This is a genomic window from Mycoplasmopsis primatum ATCC 25948 (genome assembly GCF_000702785.1).
GTDB lineage: Bacteria > Bacillota_I > Bacilli_A > Mycoplasmatales > Metamycoplasmataceae > Mycoplasmopsis > Mycoplasmopsis primatum.
The window spans coordinates 1-18,625 of the sequence record NZ_JNJV01000011.1 but is presented as its reverse complement, the minus strand read 5'-3'; the positions used below and the strand labels follow the sequence as shown (position 1 = coordinate 18,625).

The following is an 18,625-nucleotide window of genomic DNA, read 5'->3' as shown; positions in this document are numbered from 1 at the left end:
AAACTCACATAGTTTAATGTAAGCGAGGCACTAACATGAAAAGTAATAAATTCAAAAAAATTCTTAATCTTTCTATTTTACCATTGGCTTCAATTTCATCATTATCAATTGCTACATTAAGTAGTAAATGTTCGGGAAAGTATAGTTTTTTAGGTGATATTAAGTTTTCAATCAAAAATGAATTCCAAGGCAAAATTTCAAAGAAAGAAATAAGTTTATCAAATTATGCTGATTACTTATCAATTGAAACTCCAAATAATGTAAGAGTGGAAGTTGATGAAATTGAAAATACTGAAGAAAATGAAAAAAATGATGATGATAGAAAAAAAATTAAAATTTCGTTCAAAGCATATAAAAATGAAAAATTATATGGAAGATGATTCAAATACATTGATGGCTTTAAAGATTACAAAACACAATGAAGTAATCCAGAATTAAATAGTTTTTTAGATAAAATTGATATTAAATCTGCTATGCATTTAGATAAAAATCTATTTCCTTCGCAAGTTGAACTAAAATTAAATCCAATTATAAATGAAATTGACGATAGAAAGCCTGGTATTGATATAGTTTTTAAAAAAATCATAGCTGATGATAATACAGGATTATTGCAATTTAGTGTTCATTTAACTAATAAGGAAAAGGGGAATGATCCTAAACTATTTGATAGCAAAGATGTAATAATAACCGAAAGTGGTTTTAGATCATTAGATAAAATAGTTAAAGAAATTAGCGCCAAAGATATTGTTATTGGTGAAGATAATGAATCATACAAAAATGAAATTCCTACTAAGGATAGTTCTTCGATTTCAATTAAACCCAAGGCGGAATGAATCAATGAAGGTGAAACTATTGAATTATCAGTGGATGATGACAAAACAATACCTGATGATGAGTTAGGCACAAAAACAATCACTATTAAAATAAGAATAAAAGGTGTTAACAACCAACCATGAAGCTCACCACATGAAATTAAATTAACGGGTTATTTAGCGCGTGCAAAATTTGATCAATATTTAAATGATTTAACTGTTAATGATCTAGTTATTCAAGGGCAAGATAGATTAGCTAGTCAATTCACTAACAAAACAATTGAATTTACTGCTTCTAGTGCTATAAAACAAGAGTATCCAAAAATAAGAAATCTAAGCCTTGAAATAGTAGGAATTCCTGTACCTAATGATTCAGAAGGAACTCTTACTGTAAATGTAAAAATTAAAGTTGGAAACAAATTTACTACAAATAGTACAAAAACATTAACACTAACTGGTTTTAAAAAATCTGCATAATCAATAGCAGTTAAGTTCGCTTTTTATATAAAACAAAATAGGCTTACGCCTATTTTGTTATTTAGTTAATTATTATTTTCTGAAATCGATAACAGCACGACCTAAAAATTCACCGTTTTGTAATTTTTCATAAATATCAGCAACTTCATCAAGTTTAACAATTTTAGTAACTTCTGACTTAACTTTGCCTTCAGCAGCATATTGAAGGGCTTCAGCTAAATCTTGTCTTGTTCCCACAATAGAACCTGCTAATTCACGTTCGAATAGAACTGTTCAGAAAATTGAAACTTTAATATCATCTTTACCGAATTTATCTTTAGCTGGCAAACCAACAAGAACTTGACGGCCACCACGACGAAGCATATTCATACCTTGTTCAGCAGCACTTGGATGAACCGATGTGTTAACAACAGCATGAACTCCACCACCAGTTACTTCGATAATCTTTTCAACAAATTTAGGATCTTTAGATGAATTATATGCATATTCAGCACCTGATTTAAGTGCTAATTTACATTTTTCATCTTGTAAATCAATTCCAATTGGACGAAGTCCCATAGCTTTTGCATATTGAATCGCCATTTGACCCAAACCACCGACACCAATAACAGCTACATAGTCGCCCGCTTTTGTTTTAGTTTGTTTAATTGCTTTGTATGTTGTTACACCAGCACAAACAACAGGTGCACCAGAAATAAGGTCTAATTTTTCTGGAACTAATCCAACGAAATCTTCATGTCCAATAGCATATTCAGCAAATGAGCCATCTTTTGTATATGCTGACATATTTTGGTTAGGACATAACGTTTCTCTTCCTGTTAAGCAAAATTCACAGTAACCGCAAGCATCATGCAATCATGCTAAACATACTCTATCGCCTATCTTTAAACGGGTACAGCCTTCACCTAATGCAACTACTTTACCAATTCCTTCATGACCTGGAATGAGTGGGTATTTAGGTTCAACTAATCAATCGTAATTTGAAGCGTGTAAATCTGTATGACAAATACCAGAAGTTTCCATTTCAATTAAAACTTCTTTATAACTTGGCTTTGGAACATCAACTTCTTTAACACTCCATGTTTTTGGTTTTGTTACAACAAAAGCCTTCATTTTTTGAGGTATTTTTTTGTTCATAAATGAATCTCCTATGTTATTTAATTTATATAGATTTTTCTCTATATATAATTATTCTATCAACGCAGGAGTGTCATTTTTGGCACTATGGGACATTTTCATAATATAAACAGAAATATTTCCATAGAAAAAATCGGTTTTTTTCTCATTTTTATTCTTTTTTGCGTCTTTTAAATACATAAAAATATTTGATTTAAATACGAATAGAAAGAGGAAAAACACATGAATGATTTGTTAGTATATTTATCAATAATACATCAAGGAAACAATTTTGAAATTTTTAAATCTTTAAAAAATGGTAAAAAAGTTAATCAATATGAAATAGAAAGTTGTATTAATAATTTAAAAGAAAAGGGTATCAAAACATTAACAATTTTTGATGATTCATACCCAAAAGGCCTAAAAGATCTTAAATATTCACCTTTTGTTTTATTTTACAAAGGAAATTTAGAATTACTAAATAAGGATATTGTTTGTGCAACCGGAGACATCGACAATGAAATAAGCTGTCTAAATATGTATAAAACATGCAATGAATTGTCAAAAAAGACTGTTTTATTGACTAATAATTATAAAAATATGGATCAAAAAATCATTGATATTTTTAATAAAAATAACCAAGGGATTATATATGTTTTAGCAAATGGACTTGAATATAATATGCCGGATATCAATTTAGAAAAGGATTTATGCATTACTGTTTGTCCGCCAACATTGCATCCAAAGTTAAGATATTTTAAAGAAAGAAACGTTATTTCAGCTGCAATTGCTAATAATATGATTATTTTTAGTTCTAAAAGAAATTCAGGAATTATTCATTTAGCAACAAGTTTTGCAAATGTTGGCAAGGAAGTATATTGCTATCCTGGTTTATCTTATGATGATGGTAATACATTTTTAATTAAATCAGGAGCTAATTTAATGACTCAATTAGCTGATGTTATTTATGTCCAATAATTTCATGTAATTTAATTCCAATAGCACCTGAATTATAATCGCCAATAATTTCAGTAGCCACAGCTTTTGCGTCAGCTGTTGCATTCCCCATAGCATAGCCATAATCGGCATGCTTTAATATTTCAACATCATTGCCAGAATCACCAAAGGCATAAATAGTACAATTTTCTAAATTGTACATTTTTAAAAATTCTTGCATTCCATGCCACTTAGACACTCCTAATGGGTTTATATCAGTATAAATAGAATTAGTTAAATATACAGCATATTTATCGCCTAACAGTTTTTTAAAATATTCAGTTGTGTCTTTAGCTATTTCAATAGGATTTCTAATAGCAACTTGAGTAATAATAGAATCTTTATCATAAGCAACATTGTTAAGAACTTCAAAGTCACAAATGTTTAAATTGCTAAAGTCCATAATGTCTTGCTTTTGAATTCAATCAGGCAATTGGCCACTAGAATTTTTGGGTATAAAAGTACCATTAAAATTAGCAGTGTCAAGTGTAACTATTAAATCATTCTTTTTAGCATATTCATACATCAATGTAAAAACTTCTGGACTTAATTGTCCAGTTGTTTTATATTCTTTTTTCTTAGCATCATAAATTAAACTACCATTAGAGCAAATAAAATAATCAACGCCCTGAAATTCCTTCATTAATGGGAATATTTTAAGAATCCCCCTGCCTGTATTTATAACGTTTATTCCTCCTGCTTTATGGACATCCTCAAATGCTTTTTTGGTTGTTGGATGAACTTTATTATTACTCATTAAAAGAGTACCATCTAAATCATAAGAAAAAACTTTTTTAACCATATATCTCTCCTTGTTTTTTTTCATTTATGCCTATTAAATAGCAATATATTAAAAATATATTATATATCTAAATATATAAATTATATGTATAATTAATCAATATGTCTAAATTAATTTGTAATATAAAAATCGCTCGACGTAAGAGTCTTTTAAAGAAATTGCATAGAGAAAATATTCAAAATCTTAAAGAGATTGAGAATGATCAAGATAACATAGATTTAAAAAAATATTTTGGAGACGATAAAATATGACGTCTAAGGATGGCACGTTATTCATACGATAATGATGACGCTAATAAAAAACGCAAAAATGTTAAAAAAAGAACTATCCTGCTATATGCTAAAAGATTATTTTTTATATTTATTTCTGCAATAATTTTTAATCTCGCTGTAATTGCTTTTCTTAATCGTGGAGATACAATTCCTAGTGGTTTGTCGGGTTTCCCAATGCTAGCAATTTTGATATCAAAAGATAGGGGTTATTTTGAATTAGAAAAATATTTCGCTCTTTTATATATTGGAGTCAATTTGCCATTATTGCTGGGTTTTGGTTTCAAAATTAAAAAGAGTTTTACGTTGCTTACAGTTGCGTTTATGGTTTTCCAATTATTCACTAATATGATTTTTACAACAATTCCGCAAGTTAAAGACTTTATTCATGACTACATTAATATAGTTCCCGGTTGATATAAACTAGTTGAAATTAAAGATGCTAACAATAATTTGGTAAAAATTTATGAAAATGCAAATAGTTGGCCAGTTATAATTAATGGTTTTATTGGGTCAATTTTTGCTGGAACTGCAATAGCTATTGCTTGAAAAAACGGTGGTTCAACTGGTGGGACAGATATTATCGCTTATTATTTTTCTACTAAAAAACAAAAAAGTGTTGCTTCTGTTTTATTTGCTGTTAATTTGTCATGCTCTACATTTTTCTTAATTGTTTTTGGACTAGCAGCACCACATAAAGAAGCTATTAATCTAAGTACTATTTTAAATAGTGGCAGCATTAAATTCCCTGATAGCAATATAAGTAATATTAATTCAGTTACCTTAGAATTAATGAAAAATAAAACCTTTGATGATATAAATAGATATGTCTCGCATGCAACTGTATTTGGTGTTAGAGAATTTGCAACTATTTTATATATTATGATTAACAATGTTGTGCTAAACATTTTATATCCAAAATATAAAAAAGTTTCAATTGAAATTTCAACTAGAAATCTTGATATATTCACCAATTACTTTAAACAAATAAAATACTGACACGCTTATACGATTTACACAGCCAAAGGTGGTTATTCAAATTCTGATACATATGTAATTACAACTGCAATGCTTTATCTTGAGGCTAAATACTTTGTGGATGATTTAAAAATTGTAGATCCTAGTGCTTGGATTGTTGTAAGACCTATTGAAAAAGTTTATGGTTCATTTAACACTAGCTATGTGGATAAATAGCCACGAAATTAAAAAGACTTCGATTGAAGTCTTTTTTTAATTTATTCAGTAGCTGTATTAGCTTCTTCTTTTGCTTTTTCGGCCTTAACTTTTTCAGCCTTAGTTATGTAGTCATCTTGTTCATCTTCAACAAGTTTTTTAGCTTCTGATAATTCAAGACTAAAGAAGGTTGTAACACCACGGTTTTGCATAGTTGCGCCAAATAAAGTATCAACTCTTGACATTGTTCCATGACGGTGAGTTATAACAATAAATTGAGTTTTTTCTTTCAATTTTTGCAAATATTCAGCATAACGCACAACATTAGCTTCATCCAGTGCGGCTTCTACTTCATCTAAAATACAAAGAGGTAATGGACGAGCCTTAAGAATACCAAAAAGAAGTGAGATGGCTATTAATGATTTTTCACCACCTGAAAATAGCTTAAGATTTTTAATATTTTTGCCAGGTGGGGTTGCCTCTATTTCTACACCTGAATCTAAAATATTTTTTGGATCGCTAAAGAATAATCTAGCTCCGCCGCCGCCAAACATTGTGGCAAAAACATCATTAAATTCATCATTAACATCATGAATAATATTGCTTAAACGAGTTACAATAATTTTATCCATTTCATTAATAGCAGTTTCAAGTGTTTCTTTTGCTTGAGTCAATTCTGCTTCGCTAGTAGCAAACTTATTATAACGTTCTTCTTCTTCTACTAATTGTTCAAGCGCTTCAAGGTTAACGTTTCCTAATTTTTCAATTTCATCGCGAATTTCTCTAACAATTTCACTAGCTTGATCATAAGGAATTTCAAGTTTAAAACCTTGATTTTCAGCAGCTTCTACTGTTAATTTATATTGCGAAGCAAGTCTTTCACGTGATTGTTCAACAAACACTTTTGACTTTTCTTTATCTGCTAATTTAGAAGAAAATGATTCTAATAATTTTCTAAGTGTTGAATCATAATCGTTCTTTAACATTTGAGCAGAATTAATTTCTTGGCTTAAAGACTTTACACGTTCATTTTTAGCTCTATATTCTGCTTCAAGTGCACTTTTTCTTGATGATAAAACTTCAAAATTAGCTTCATCGCTTTTGGCACTCACACCTTTATTTGTTATTTCTACTTCTTGTTCTGAAATCTTGCTTAATTTAAGATTTAGCTCATCAAAAATTTGTTGCTCTGCACTTTTTTGAGAAATAATACTTGAATATTGTTGTTTTAATTGACTATCTAATTCTAAACAAGATCTACGATTGTTTAAAATTTCATTTTGCTTAGTTCTTTCAACAGCAATAGATGCTTCAAGTCCTGGCAACAATTCTTGTAATTCTTTTAATTTAATATCGATATTAAGTAAAGTTTCTACGTTGCTTTTAGCACCGCCGACAATAACACCACCTGCTCTAATGATATCGCCTTCAAGAGTAGCAATCATATATCTGTGTTCTAATATTTTTGAAATTGAATCTGCTTGCTTAATATTTTCAGTAACTATTACATTACCTAAAAGGAATTTGGCCAAAATATCATAAATAGGATTAATTTCAATCAAGTCTGCAGCAATACCTACAAAACCAGTTTGGCCTTGGATAGCTAATAAATGGTCATCGCGCACACTTTTTGGTTGAATAGATGAAAGCGGAATAAATGTTGCTCTACCACCATTATTTTGTTTTAAAAATTCAACGGCTTTAACAGCTACTTCTGATTTATCCACAACAAGATGTTGTAGTGCATTTGCTAAAACAACTTCAATTGCTGATGTGTATTGTTTATCTACTTTAATTAAACTAGCAACTGTTCCTTTAAGTCCTTTTCCAAAAATAGTTTTGTTTTCTAAAATAGTTTTAGTACCTTTAAACAATAATGAATTGCTTTCTTTTTGTTGTTGCAAAAGCGAAATGTGAGTTTGAACTTTGAATATATCGCTTTCTTTTTTGTTTAATTTAACATTTAAAAGATTTAGTTCATTGTCATATTGATCTTGGACTTCACGATTGTCTGAAATTCTTTTATTTAAGGAAGCAGATTCACGTTCGAAATAAGATATTCTTTGACTTGATTTTTCAAGCAATGATTTAAATGCTTCAATTTGATCACTTTTATTAACGCGCAAGTCTCCGCTAACAATCAAACGGTCTCTTTCAGTTTCACGAGCCATAGCTATTGATAAATTTTGCAATCTTTCTTTAACTGCATCATATTCAGTAGCTAATTCACGTAATTCAGCTTCAAGAGATGTTTTAAATTGTGTGTTTTGATTAATTTTAATTTCAAGGTCGCTAATTCTTTTATCTAAGTCGACTTTTGTTTCATTAACGCCTTCAAGTTCTTTTGATAACTCTTCAAATTTATTTCCAAAAGTTTTGATGTTGTCAATTAACAATCCAACTTCAACTGATTTTAATTCTTCGGTCTTAGCAATATAAACTTTTGCTTTTTCTGCTTGTCTTCTTAATGGAACTAATTTTCTTTCGATTTCACCTATAACTAAGTGAATTTGGTCAAGTCCTTCTTGTGTTTTAGCAAGTTTAGAAAGGGCTTCTTTTTTACGGAATTTATATTTTGAAACACCCGCAGCTTCTTCAAAAATAGCTTTTCTTTCTTCTGGCGTTGCTTCAGCAATATCACTAACAGTACCTTGTGAAATAATAGCAAGAGAGCTTTTACCAATACCACTTTCCATAGCTATTTCGCGGATATCTTTTTGCCGACAAATTTCGCCATTTAAATAGTACTGATTAACACCTGTGCCTCTTTCAAGGACTCTACTAATAGTAATTGTTTCATGTGGAATACTGCTTTGACTATTTTTATTATCGAATGTTAATGTAACCATTGCTTTATCAAGTGGCTTGGCAGTTTTTGAACCGGCAAAGATAACATCATCCATATTATCGCCCCGTAATTCCTTAGCACTACGTTCACCAAGAACTCATTTAATAGCATCATTAATATTGGACTTTCCAGAACCATTAGGACCAACAATGGCAGCAACACCACCATCAAATTTAAGTGTAATAGGATCTGCAAAAGATTTAAAACCATGAGCTTCAACTTTAATTAATTTCATGTAAATCTCCTTACGCATTAAAATAAATATGAAATAAATTATAAATAATTAATATTTTAAATAATTAGACTATTTTAAGTTTTTTGAGTGCGCTATAAGCAGCATTTTCTTCAGCTTCAAGCTTGCTTTTGCCTTTGCCAGTGCCATAAATTTGATTATTTAGTATAGCTTTAGATTCAAATATATATCTACCTATATCATAGGTATCATAAATAACACTTTTTTTGCTAAATGCTTGCATATATTCTTGCAATGCTGTTTTGGGATCTTTTAAGTGATCATTATCAAATTTATCTATACTAATATCTTTTAAAATTGTTTCAATAATAAATGAATATGCTTTATCTAATCCACTATCGAGATAAATAGCTGCTACTAGTGATTCAAAAATATCAGCGCCAACCTTTTTGGAATTAATTACATCTTCAGTTGTATGAATAGACGTAATTCTTAAAAAATATTTTAAACCTAATTTAGAAGTTAATTTATTAAGCGATTTAGTGCTTACTAATTGCGAGCGAATTAGCGTTAACTGTCCTTGATTTTTGTCTTTAAAAAAATCATAAAGAAAATCAGAAACACAAAATTGAATAATAGAATCGCCTAAAAACTCAAGTGTTTGATAATTTTTACTACGATTATTTTTGCTTGACGATGCATGTGTAAATGCTAATTGATAAATAGTAAAGTTTTTAGGCTTGATGTTAAATTTATTAAGAAAACTGATTAACTTATTATTCATTAGGTTCCTTAATAGCATTTTTTACAGCTTGCAAAATATTGTTTTCTAAGGCTAATTTAACTTGATTTAAAGCACCAATATATGCTTTTGAATCGCTGCTGCCATGACATTTAATAGCTACTCCATTAAGACCAATTACTCATGCTGCACCAACATTACGATAATCAAGTGTTTCAGCCACATCTTTAAATGCGCCTTTTAAAAATAGATACCCCAGTTTACGAATAGGACTAATCATAATCTTGCTTTTTAATAATTTTTTGAAGCTTAGAATAGCACCCTCGAGGCTTTTTAAAACTAAGTTTCCACCATAGCCATCAATAATAGCGACATCTGTTGTGCCTTCAAGTAAAGCCCTAGGCTCAATAAAACCTCTATAGTTAAGAAATTTATCATTTTTTAATACTTCATTGGCATTTTTAACTATTTCAAGACCTTTATAGTCCTCTGTGCCAATATTAATTAATGAAACACGAGGATTAGTTGTGTTAAGCAATGCACGCGCATAAACATTGGCAATTTTAGCTCATTCAACCAAATACTCACTTTTAGTTTCTATATTAGCGCCTACGTCAAGAAGTAGAAACTTGCGACCGATAATAGTGGGCATCAAAGGCATGAATGCTGAACGACTAACATTAGGCAATCTTTTAAGTTTAAAAGTTGTGCAACCTAAATAAGTACCAGAATCACCACTAGATAAAACGGCATCAGCTTTGCCATTAGCAACTAAGTCAATAGCCATATTCATAGAAGTGTCTTCTCTTAAAGATTTATGAAAATTCTTAACATCACTAGGGATATTTGGATTATTAATGATTTTTAGATTTTCTGGTTTATTTTTAATTTTACTAAGAGCTGAATTTATTTCGTTTTCACTACCAATTAGTGTAATTTCATAATTTTTGTTAAGCTTTAAAAAAGCACAACTAGCAATAACAGCAGCTTCAGGGCCATTGTCATTACCATTAACATCAAAAGCTATCTTATAAGTGTTCATAATTTTATTCAAATCCTATCAAAAAGTGATAATTAGGTTGGTTTCCATTAACAATTTGTACTTCACAATCATAATATCTCGAAATATAATTGCTTAATTCATTAGCATCAGGTTCGGTAGCTTCATCTCCATAGTAAATTGTAATAACTTCTGTATCTTCAGTAGCTGTTTCTTTAATTAATTGCTTAGCAGCATCTAAATAAGAAGGCTTGCAAGATACAATTTTGCCATCAAGAATACTAATGAATTCATCTTTTTTAATTTTTATACCATTAATATTTGTGTCCCTTATAGCCTTAGTCACTTCGCCTGTTTTTACCATTTGCATAACTTCATCCATTAATTCCTGATTTTCCTCGGCATTTGAGTCCTTATTGAAAGCTAACATAGCATTGATACCTTGAATTTGACTTTTTGTATGAATAATATGTATATTTTTATCATTAATTGTTGTAGCAGCTTGTTCAGCTGTTAAGAAAATGTTTGAATTGTTAGGCAAGATAAAAATGTCGTTAGCTTCAATAGATTTAATGGCCTCAATAATATCAGCAGCAGATGGATTTTGTGTCTGACCACTTTCAACAATTACATCGCAACCTAAATCCTTCATCCTTTGTATAATTCCCGATCCAAGATTACATGAAATAATTGCGCATTTTCTATTGCTATCAATATTTAAATCATTAATAACTACATTTTTATTTCGTGTACTCTCAGCCTGCAAAGTCATATTTTCAGATTTAATTTTAATGAATTCACCATATTTTTGGGCAAAGTTAAGCAAGTCACCAGGTTTAAGAGTGTGCCCGTGAACTTTTAATAATTCATTATCTTGAACCACTACAAGAGAATTAGCTTTTTTAGCAATAGCTTTTTCAAAACTTTTTTTATTAAATTCATCTAATTCTTTAAGTTCAATAATAAATTCAGTACAGTAACCAAATTCACCTGAATATACTTCATCCGAACTAATGAATTTATCTATTGACATTTCAGTATCAGCTATTTCAATATTATTTCCATAAATAGCGCTTTGCATACCAGCAATAAAAGTAGCTAATCCTTCACCGCCTGAATCAACAACACCAACTTCACGTAAAATTTTCAATTTACTAGGAGTATTATCGCATGCTGTTCTTGAAAATTCTTTGGCTAAATCTAGCAATTGCTCAAAGGACTTGATATTACTAATATTTTTTTCAAGGTTTTCAGTGGTCTCACGAATAACAGTTAAAATTGTCCCTTCAACAGGTTTAAGAACTGATTGATACGCTCTTTCAGTTGCGCTTCTAAAACCTTTTATAAAGTCATTAATATCAATCTCTTTTTTATCAGCAAAATATGTAGCAAAGCCTTTAAATATTTGACTTAGTATGACGCCTGAGTTCCCTCTGGCTCCAAGAAGCATGTTTTTAGAAACAATAGTTGATACTTCGCCTAAGTGTGCACTATTTGATTGTTTTAAAGCCTTAACAGCTTCTTCAACAGTGCTAGACATATTAGTTCCTGTATCGCCATCAGGAACGGGGAAAACATTAAGAGCATCAATTCTATTCTTATTATTTATTAAATTATTTGCACCAGAAATGATTAAAGTTGAATAAATATTTCCGTTAATGATTGATGTATTTTTTTTGCTGTTTTCTGCCTTAGTCATTCGATAAACCTCCTATGAACAAATGAATTTTTCCAACTTTTTGATCTTTTTCTTTAAGTGCATATTTTAATAAACTGCTTATATTTCTAACTAGATCTTTTGCGCTTGTGTTGGTAAGAATATTGATTGTAGCGCTGAAATTTCATGTTGAATTTTCTGCTTCTTGAACATTAAATGGAGTTATTAGATTATCATCTCTTAGGATTTTTTTAACTCCTGGTGTTGTCTCAAGTATATCAATAAATATTTGTTCAACTTCATTATTGGTCATGCAAACCCCTTCCGTGATGCTTATATTAAAAATAAACATAAATATATACTTATTATAATAATAAAAATTAAAGCAATGGTTTTAATTTTACTATAATATTCAAAATTAATATGAGATGATTTTATTAAGATAAATATTATGAGTGAAAAAATAGAAAAAATGATTATTTTAAAAATTGAGGAGTATTTGCAAGAGCCAAATGCTGCTATTGTTACTGCTTTATCTGAGCGTGGTTTAGTTACACTATTTGCATCAGGAATTTTGAAATCACAATCTAAAAATAGGGCTAATCTTCAAATTGGTTCTATTTGTGAAGTTGAATATTTTCAAGCTCGCATTAACAAAAAAATGAATAGATTAAAAAAAGCTACTAATATCATTAGCTTAAATTACCATGATGATTTTTCTATTAAATTTGTTATAAAAATGGGTTTATTTTTAGAAAATTTTACTCATAGATGCACTGAAATATTTGAAGCATATGAATATAGCTTAAATTTATATAACAGACAATTTAAAGAATCTTTTGATGCCCAAAATTCATATGTTTTGCTAGCATATTTGACAACTTATATTGTTTCAAAAAGTCTTAAATATAATGGTATTCAACCAAACACTGATACTTGTATAAATTGTAAATCTCCAAGCAATTTGTGCGATTTCAATTTTAAAGAAGGTGGTTTTTTATGTGGCAATTGTTCAAATAAACAAAGATGAACAAAGGAATTGAAATGTTTTTATTATTTATTTAAAAATTTCAAAACATATGCCTCAATATGCACATATGAAGTAAATAAAATAATTTATAACGAAATGATAAACCATTTAATCCGTAATGGTATTTATATTAATTGGGAAAAGCTTAAAAAAGCCTAATTTTTCTATAAAACAGACAAATATAGAAAAAATATGACTTCTCTATGTCTAAACCTGCATATCATTATTTGTTAATGAATAAATATAATTTATAATTATATAACTTACAATTTAGATAGGAGAAAATATGAAGATTGGGAATGCAAAAATCGCAATTAATGCTATTGAAAAATATCAAAATATTATTATTTTTCACCATATTAGACCTGATGGCGACTGCTTAGGTTCGCAAGCTGGTTTAGCAGAATTAATAAGGACTAATTTTCCAAGTAAAAATGTATTTACTGTTGGCAATAATGTCGGCGTTTATAATTTTATGAATTATAAATTTAACAAAATTGATGAAGTTAATTTTAACAATTCACTCGGTATAGTAGTAGATGCATCAAGTTCAGACAGGATTGAATGTTCGCAATTGTTAATTGATAAAAAATTTAGTGCAACATTAAGAGTTGATCACCATCCAAATGGCAGTGATATTGAATATGATTACCTATGAGTTGATGAACACTACGTGGCTGCTGCAGAAATGATAGCTGATATTGCTAAAACAGCTAAATGAGAAATAAATAGAAAGGCTGCTGAACATATATTTTTGGGTATAGTCACCGATAGTGGTAGATTTCTATATTCAGATACGTCAAGCAGAACACATAAATTGGTGGCACATTTATATGATAAAAGTGAGTTTAGTCCTAAAAGAATTTTTGATGAATTAAACAAAAAGAATTTGGCGGATATTAAATTTATTGGCGAAATTCTTAATAATTTTAAAAAAAGTGGAAGAGTCTTATATTATTGTATAACTGACGAAATTATGCACAAATATGGTTTTGATGATTTAAAAGCTGCCTCTTTTGTTAATGAACTAGCAAACATTGAAAATAATAATTGCTGAGCATTTTTTATTCAACTTAAAGATGGTAAGATTAGAGGTAGATTACGTTCAAATGGAGCATTAGTTAATAAAGTTGCTAATAAATATAATGGTGGTGGGCATGATAATGCTGCTGGTATAACAATTGAAAATTGAGACCAAATTCCACAAGTTTTAAGTGATTTAAATGATCTAATTAAAGAATGAGAGGAACAATAATGGCTGGTAATATGGTAGTTGGTAAATGACAAGATGCACTTAAATTAATCGAGAAATATGACTCAATCATAATTTTTCATCACGTTCGTCCAGATGGTGACTGTTTAGGTAGTCAATTTGGACTTAGACAATTAATTAGAGAAAATTATCCAAATAAAAAAGTTTATGCTATTGGAAATAATGATCACACATTAGACTTTATGGAATTTGATTTTGATGCTATTCCAGATGATAAAATTATTGCTAAGTCTCTTGGCGTGGTTGTTGATGCTAATCACAAAGAAAGAATTTATAATAGAGAAGTTTTAGACAAAAATTTATTTCTTGAAACGCTTAGAATTGATCACCATCCTAATGATGATGACTTAGACAAATGTACTCGCTGAGTTGAATCAGCTAGAATTGCTGGCGCTGAAATGATTGCTGAATTAGCCTACCAAGCAAAATGAAAAGTTAGTCCAAAAGCTGCAGCATTTGTATTTTTGGGGATAGTCACAGACAGTGGCAGATTCCAATTTTCTGATGTTTCATATAGAACACATGAATTGGCTGCATTTCTTTATAAAAACGGTTTAAATGCTGAAAAAATCTTTAATGGTTTAGCACAAACTAGTCTTGATGATATTAAAGTAACTAATACTATTTTTGCAAACTTAAAAACAGTGGGCAAAGTTGCTTATTCTACATTAACTTATAAAGAAACACTTGAATTAGGAAAGAAACCTAATGAAGTATGTAGACCTAATATTATTGGAAATTTAAAAGGTTATCCATTTTGAGTTTTCTTTAATGAAGAAGAAAGCGGAAAAATTAGAGTTGAATACCGTTCTATTGGCCCATGCGTAAGAAACGTAGCTGTTAAGTGAGGTGGCGGTGGCCACGAAAGAGCTTCTGGTTCAATAATCTCATCTTTTAATGACGTCGTTAATGTTATTAAAGATTGCAATAATGAAGTTGATAGATGAGAAAAATATGGAAATGATGACCAAGTTAAATAAAAAATCTTTATAGTTTCATAGTGGTTTTTACCACTTTTTTGAATTTATTAAGATTTGTTTTTAATATGTTTGATAGTCTTACAGTTTCTATAATACTGAGGGCCAAAACAGCATATACTACTGATTTATAGGTAAATAAGTAAAATTTATATTGTTTATTTAAATACTATTTTTGAGTATTTTTGCATATTTATTTAAGAAGTGAATTAACTATGATAATAGTTGAATATAAATATTGCATAAAGGAAAGATATGATAATAAGTTATGATGAATTTACAGATTTATTAAATAAAAAAATTAAGACGGGCAATGAATTCTATGTTGATTTGCTAGAAAACATTATTTCAAATCCTAGTAGATATAGTGGAATTTTTCGATTAACCAATGCCAAAACTAAACTCATACAAAATGTAACGCAATGTAATGAAATTAAATTTGGAGAGTTTATAGAGGAAATTGTAACTTATTATATTGAACGTCTAGGCTATCAGAATTTAAAGAAAAATATCAAAGATAATGAAAGTGAAAATTGATTAAATACTGATCAATATTTTACTGATGGAAGTGCATTTTTCCTTGTTGAACAAAAGGTTAGAGATGACCATGATAGCACTAAAAAACGTGGTCAATTTAATAATTTTCATGAAAAAATTAAATTAATAAGGAATATCAACAAGGGACATAAATTAAATGCTATTATGTGATTTATTGATGATAATTTAACTAAAAACAAGAAATTTTACGAATCAGAAATTAAAAAATTAAGCTATAAAAATACTGATATATATTTATTTTATGGCTCTGAATTTTTTCATAGCCTAAATAATGGTGCAGAAGCCTGAAACGAATTCACTTCTTACTTAACTAGAAAAAGATATGAAGATTCTTATGAAACAATAAACATTCCTGATTTTGGAAACAGCAATGAAATTTATGATGCTTTATTAAAAATATCTAAAAAAAGCTGAATAAAACTATTATCAAATGATAGTAAATACATACAATTAAGAAAAGAACTATTTTCAAACGGTGAAAATTTAAAAAAAGCCAATGAATTTATTTTCAAAAATCAATCACAAAAGGAACAATAGGTATATTTTTAAATAAAAGTACAAAAATAATAGATGGAGTAAAAATGGACTTAATTAACAAAATAATACAAGGCGATTCAATTGAGGTAATGAAAAACATGCCTGACAATTCTTTTGAATTTTGCTTTGCTGACCCTCCTTATTTTATGCAAATTAAGAATGGAAAAAAATTATACAGAGTTGAAGGCACAGAGTTCAAAGGTTGCGATGATGATTGAGATAAATTTGATTCAATGGAAGAATATAAAAGTTGAACTAAAAAATGACTGTCGCAAGTTCATCGATTATTGAAACCAAATGGATCGATATGTTTAATTTCGGGGATGCAATCAATTTACGAAATTGGTTCTATTTTAAGAGAACTAGGGTTTTGAGTCATTAATGATATCATCTGGCAAAAAAGTAATCCTACTCCAAACTTTGGCGGAACGAGACTAAATAATAGCCATGAAACATTAATTTGAGCTTCAAAATCAAAGGAATCAAAATTTACATTTAATTATAAAACTGGAAAGCATCTTAATGAAGGCAAACAAATGGGTTCAATATGAACTTTTCCAGTTTGTTCTGGCAATGAAAGGTTAAAAGATGAAAATAATAATAAAGTACATAATACACAAAAACCTGAGGCTCTACTTTATAGAATATTAACATTATTCACCAATAAAGGAGACTTAATTTTAGACCCTTTTGGTGGAACAATGACCACAGCTGCTGTTGCTAAAAAAATAGGCAGAAATTTTACTATGATAGAAAAAGATGAAACTTATATTAAATATGGGAAACAACGCATTGAATTAGTGGTTCCCGAAATTAATGAAGTTGAAAATGCTATTTACGATATAAAACCAGCAAAAGTTAGTTTTAATGAAATGGTTGATAATAGATATTTTATAATCGGAGAAACTTTTTTCCACAAAAATGGTGAAAAAGCAACGCTAATATCTAATAAAGGCATTTTATCATATCAAAATACAAATGGCTCTATGCATGAAATAGCTGCTAAAATGATGAACAAAACCAGAAGGGTTAATGCTTTTGATTTTCTATACGTTTTAAGAAAAAATAATTTAATTTCTATAAACGAAATTAGAAATGAATATAGAAAAAAATATAAATCATAATTGCTCTAAAAAGACTGTAAAACAGCAATTTAAGTAAAAAATTCAATCAAAATTGATTATACGTTGTGAATATAATTAGCGTTAGAAAGTTCTTTTTTAAATGAGAATTCTATTATAGTATTCAATGCTGTTTAGCACTTATCTTCATTTAGAAAATGAAGCAGATTGATTATAAATAAACTATTGTATAATAGTTGTTGAAAATTGAGGTCACTATTAAGGAATAACAAATATGGAAAATAATAATTCGTTTCATCTTTTGGCACTTGGAGATTCTATTGGGCAAGGTTTTAACAGTAAAATAGGTTGCGGAAGTTGTGGTTTCAAAAACGAAAAAGAATTTGTTTCAGGATATAGTTATATTGATTACTTAGCACTTTTAGTAAAAGATTATAGTACAAAAACAATGAATTAGAATTTTGAAATAATTTTACTTATTACAATTTTTCAGCATCGGTCATGAGAATAAATGACATTAGTAATTTAATTAATCAAAACCAAGATGCAAGTAAAGGCTTTTATAATTTGATTAAAATTAATAAAGATATTGAGCAAATGGCTAACGTAAATGTTCAAAATAACGTTTGAAATTTTGATAATACTATGAATGATAAAGAAATTTTTATTAATAATTCTAATAGGCTTATTAAGGAAATAAAAAAAAGTAATTTAATCACCATCTCTGTAGGTGGAAATGAATATCAATGTTCATTCCCTTTCAATTTACTTAAAAAAGTTGTAAGTGAAACAAATATTTTTAAACAATTGAAATTAAAAGATGAATTATTTCAATCAATAGAAGAAGTCTCAAAATCTATTACTTTGCAATATAAAAAACTTTTATTTGATATCAGAGATGTTAATAAAAATGCTGAAATTATTTTGCTTTCTTATGTGCCACCTTTTTTGCCATTCATACTTTCATATGAAGAAATTTTAAAAAAAATTGGTAGTGATTTTTATAATAGTGGGTCTAAAAAGAAGTCAAAAATTCAACAAAATTTATACTAAAAGTAAGCTTCTTTACGTCATTATCATACC

17 protein-coding genes are annotated in these 18,625 nt (G+C 28.8%); 10 read left to right on the top strand and 7 right to left on the bottom strand.

Annotation, left to right across the window (positions count from 1 at the left end; all coding sequences use genetic code 4):
* Nucleotides 1–35 precede the first annotated feature (35 nt).
* Complete coding sequence (locus tag T386_RS0101945; RefSeq protein ID WP_029513493.1) at nucleotides 36–1,289, top strand: lipoprotein 17-related variable surface protein; 1,254 nt, start codon at nucleotides 36–38, stop codon at nucleotides 1,287–1,289.
* 72 nt (nucleotides 1,290–1,361) lie between these two features.
* Here T386_RS0101945 and T386_RS0101940 read toward each other — a convergent pair whose 3' ends face one another.
* Nucleotides 1,362–2,402: a zinc-dependent alcohol dehydrogenase gene (locus tag T386_RS0101940; RefSeq protein WP_029513492.1), complete on the bottom strand. Its 1,041-nt coding sequence runs from the start codon at nucleotides 2,400–2,402 to the stop codon at nucleotides 1,362–1,364.
* 246 nt (nucleotides 2,403–2,648) lie between these two features.
* On the opposite strand from T386_RS0101940, the gene T386_RS0101935 reads away from it, so the two are divergent.
* Entirely contained in the window at nucleotides 2,649–3,383 is a 735-nt protein-coding gene (locus T386_RS0101935; protein WP_029513491.1) for a DNA-processing protein DprA, read from the top strand.
* On the opposite strand, the gene T386_RS0101930 is transcribed toward T386_RS0101935, so the two are convergent.
* Nucleotides 3,367–4,203 carry an HAD family hydrolase gene (locus T386_RS0101930; protein WP_029513490.1) on the bottom strand — a complete coding sequence of 279 codons (837 nt, stop codon included), beginning with the start codon at nucleotides 4,201–4,203 and terminating at the stop codon, nucleotides 3,367–3,369. The genes T386_RS0101935 and T386_RS0101930 overlap by 17 nt on opposite strands.
* A 101-nt stretch (nucleotides 4,204–4,304) precedes the next feature.
* Here T386_RS0101930 and T386_RS0101925 point away from each other — a divergent pair, with 101 nt between their 5' ends.
* Nucleotides 4,305–5,666, top strand: a complete 1,362-nt coding sequence (locus T386_RS0101925) for a YitT family protein (protein WP_029513489.1) — start codon at nucleotides 4,305–4,307, stop codon at nucleotides 5,664–5,666.
* Nucleotides 5,667–5,707: 41 nt separating this feature from the next.
* Here the strand turns inward: T386_RS0101925 and T386_RS0101920 are convergent, their stop codons facing one another.
* The 5 genes from T386_RS0101920 to T386_RS0101900 all read right to left on the bottom strand — a co-directional run bounded on the left by T386_RS0101920 (nucleotide 5,708) and on the right by T386_RS0101900 (nucleotide 12,398).
* Nucleotides 5,708–8,728: an AAA family ATPase gene (locus tag T386_RS0101920; RefSeq protein WP_051622771.1), complete on the bottom strand. Its 3,021-nt coding sequence runs from the start codon at nucleotides 8,726–8,728 to the stop codon at nucleotides 5,708–5,710.
* 64 nt (nucleotides 8,729–8,792) lie between these two features.
* The gene (gene rnc, locus T386_RS0101915) at nucleotides 8,793–9,470 is read right to left on the bottom strand and encodes a ribonuclease III (RefSeq protein WP_051622770.1); all 678 of its coding nucleotides are present in this window, start codon (nucleotides 9,468–9,470) and stop codon (nucleotides 8,793–8,795) included.
* Nucleotides 9,463–10,470 (bottom strand): phosphate acyltransferase PlsX, encoded by a 1,008-nt coding sequence (gene plsX, locus T386_RS0101910; protein ID WP_029513486.1) that lies wholly within the window; start codon nucleotides 10,468–10,470, stop codon nucleotides 9,463–9,465. Before plsX ends, rnc begins: the two co-directional genes overlap by 8 nt.
* Nucleotides 10,471–10,474: 4 nt before the next feature.
* Entirely contained in the window at nucleotides 10,475–12,127 is a 1,653-nt protein-coding gene (locus tag T386_RS0101905; RefSeq protein WP_029513485.1) for a DAK2 domain-containing protein, read from the bottom strand.
* On the bottom strand, nucleotides 12,120–12,398 hold the full coding sequence (locus T386_RS0101900) for a hypothetical protein (protein ID WP_029513484.1): 279 nt from the start codon (nucleotides 12,396–12,398) through the stop codon (nucleotides 12,120–12,122). Before T386_RS0101900 ends, T386_RS0101905 begins: the two co-directional genes overlap by 8 nt.
* A 138-nt stretch (nucleotides 12,399–12,536) precedes the next feature.
* Between T386_RS0101900 and recO the strand changes: the two genes are divergently transcribed.
* From recO to T386_RS0101865, 7 genes are all read left to right on the top strand, one after another.
* Nucleotides 12,537–13,274, top strand: a complete 738-nt coding sequence (gene recO / locus T386_RS0101895; RefSeq protein ID WP_029513483.1) for a DNA repair protein RecO — start codon at nucleotides 12,537–12,539, stop codon at nucleotides 13,272–13,274.
* Nucleotides 13,275–13,401: 127 nt separating this feature from the next.
* The gene (locus T386_RS0101890; RefSeq protein WP_029513482.1) at nucleotides 13,402–14,370 is read left to right on the top strand and encodes a DHH family phosphoesterase; all 969 of its coding nucleotides are present in this window, start codon (nucleotides 13,402–13,404) and stop codon (nucleotides 14,368–14,370) included.
* Nucleotides 14,371–14,381: 11 nt separating this feature from the next.
* Nucleotides 14,382–15,368 carry a DHH family phosphoesterase gene (locus T386_RS0101885; protein ID WP_029513481.1) on the top strand — a complete coding sequence of 329 codons (987 nt, stop codon included), beginning with the start codon at nucleotides 14,382–14,384 and terminating at the stop codon, nucleotides 15,366–15,368.
* A 252-nt stretch (nucleotides 15,369–15,620) separates the two neighbouring features.
* Nucleotides 15,621–16,460: an HpyAIV family type II restriction enzyme gene (locus tag T386_RS0101880; protein WP_051622769.1), complete on the top strand. Its 840-nt coding sequence runs from the start codon at nucleotides 15,621–15,623 to the stop codon at nucleotides 16,458–16,460.
* A 44-nt stretch (nucleotides 16,461–16,504) separates the two neighbouring features.
* Nucleotides 16,505–17,584: a DNA-methyltransferase gene (locus tag T386_RS0101875; protein ID WP_029513479.1), complete on the top strand. Its 1,080-nt coding sequence runs from the start codon at nucleotides 16,505–16,507 to the stop codon at nucleotides 17,582–17,584.
* Nucleotides 17,585–17,816: 232 nt separating this feature from the next.
* Nucleotides 17,817–17,999 carry a hypothetical protein gene (locus T386_RS0101870; RefSeq protein ID WP_029513478.1) on the top strand — a complete coding sequence of 61 codons (183 nt, stop codon included), beginning with the start codon at nucleotides 17,817–17,819 and terminating at the stop codon, nucleotides 17,997–17,999.
* A gap of 44 nt (nucleotides 18,000–18,043) precedes the next feature.
* Nucleotides 18,044–18,595, top strand: a complete 552-nt coding sequence (locus T386_RS0101865) for an SGNH/GDSL hydrolase family protein (protein ID WP_029513477.1) — start codon at nucleotides 18,044–18,046, stop codon at nucleotides 18,593–18,595.
* Nucleotides 18,596–18,625 lie beyond the last annotated feature (30 nt).